This is a genomic window from Burkholderia sp. Bp9143, from assembly GCF_003853645.1.
GTDB lineage: Bacteria > Pseudomonadota > Gammaproteobacteria > Burkholderiales > Burkholderiaceae > Burkholderia.
Map to the genome: position 1 here is coordinate 1 of NZ_QTPO01000120.1, position 1939 is coordinate 1939.

Genomic DNA, 1939 nt, shown 5'->3' on the forward strand with positions numbered 1-1939 from the left:
GCTTTCGCGGTGCCCGGCGCGCGGCCGAAGCTCTCGGTGATGCGGTCGAGAATGATCGCGAGCAGCACGACCGACAGACCGCTTTCGAAACCGAGGCCGATGTCGAGGCGCTGGATACTCGCGAGCACGTCGTTGCCCAGGCCGCCCGCGCCGACCATCGACGCGATGATCACCATCGACAGCGCCATCATGATCGTCTGGTTCACGCCCTGCATGATCGACGGCAGCGCGTTCGGGAACTGCACCTTGTACAGCAGCTGCCACGGCGTGCAGCCGAATGCCTGGCCGGCTTCGACGATCTCGCGGTTCACGTGACGAATGCCGAGGCTCGTCAGGCGCACGGCCGGCGGCATCGCGAAGATCACCGTCGACAGGATCCCCGGCACGCGGCCCAGACCGAACAGCATCGCGGCCGGAATCAGGTAGACGAACGCGGGCATCGTCTGCATCAGGTCGAGGATCGGACGCACGATCGCGGCGACCCACTTGCTCTTCGCGGCCCAGATGCCGAGCGGAATGCCGAGCACGAGGCTGACGATCGTCGACGACAGCGTCAGGCCGAGCGTGATGACCGTCTGGTCCCAGAAGCCCGTCGCGAAGATCAGCAGCAGCGACGCGGTGGTGAACAGCGCGAAGCGCCAGCCCACCCGCCACAAACCGACGCCGATGAAGATCGCCATCATCAGCCACATCGGGATCGCCTGCAGGCCGTGCTCGACGAATGCCGCGAGACCCTCGATCGCTTGACCGATCGCATCGAACGTCTTCGCGTCGTGGTCGAGCAGGTAGTGAACGGACTGGTCGACCCAAGTACCGAGCGGAATCATTTCAGACATGGGAGCCTCGCGAACGCGTGATGGCCTTCAGGATGAGTGCGCGGTCGACCGAGCCGCAGTAGCAGCCGTCGTCGTCGACGACGGGCAGTGCATTCGGGCTCGCGACCACGCGCGCGACGACGTGTTCGAGCGACGCATCGCGCCGGATGCTTTCGATCGGCCGCACGGACGGCGTGGCCTGCCCGATCGCCTCGCGCGTGACGAAGCCGCGAAGCTTGCGTGCCGCGTCGAGCACGAACGCATATTCGGCGCTGCCGTTCAGCGTCGCCGCGACGTTCGCGGCATCGAACTTCGACACGATCGGCACAGCGCCCGTCTGCATCAGGTCGCCCGCCGTGAGATAGCGGCTGGTGTCGACGCCGTCGAAGAACGCGCGCACGTAGTCGTCGGCCGGGTTCGTGATGATGTCCTGCGGCGTGCCGACCTGCACGAGCCGGCCGCCTTCCATGATCGCGATGCGGTTGCCGATGCGCAGTGCCTCTTCGAGGTCGTGCGACACGAACATGATCGTGCGGCGCTGTTCCTTCTGCAGTTGCAGCAGCACGTCCTGCATTTCGCGGCGCTTGAGCGGATCGAGCGCGGAAAACGCTTCGTCCATGATCATCAGCGACGGGTTCACGGCCAGCGCGCGGGCCAGGCCGACGCGCTGCTGCATGCCGCCCGACAACTCGGACGGCAGCTTGTGCGAGAACGGCGCGAGGCCGACCTGCTCGAGCACCTCCATCGCACGGCGTTCGCGCTCCTTCTTGCCGACGCCGGCGACCTCGAGGCCGAACGCGGCATTCGACACCACGGAACGATGCGGCATCAGCGCGAACGACTGGAACACCATGCTCATGTCCTTGCGGCGCAGCGCGGTCAGCGCGGAGCGGCGTGCCGACGCGACATCGAGCCCGTCGATCAGCACCTTGCCGGCGCTCGGATCGACCAGCCGATTCACGAGGCGGATCAGCGTGGATTTGCCGGAGCCAGACAGGCCCATCAGCACGAATATTTCGCCTTCCTGCACGTCGAACGATACGTTGTGCACGCCGACGACCTGTCCGGTACGCTTGAGCACATCGTCTTTCGTCGCGCCGGCAGCGAGCATGTCGAGCGCCTGC

2 protein-coding genes are annotated in these 1939 nt (G+C 66.1%); both read right to left on the minus strand.

Annotated elements, in window-relative coordinates; genetic code table 11:
- A partial coding sequence (choW, locus tag DIE23_RS38850) for a choline ABC transporter permease subunit (RefSeq protein ID WP_124618163.1) occupies nt 1–836 on the minus strand: 836 nt, incomplete at its 3' end.
- Nucleotides 829–1939: glycine betaine/L-proline ABC transporter ATP-binding protein (locus tag DIE23_RS38855; protein WP_260436377.1), on the minus strand; the 1111-nt coding region annotated here is incomplete at its 5' end. The genes DIE23_RS38855 and choW, both read right to left, overlap by 8 nt.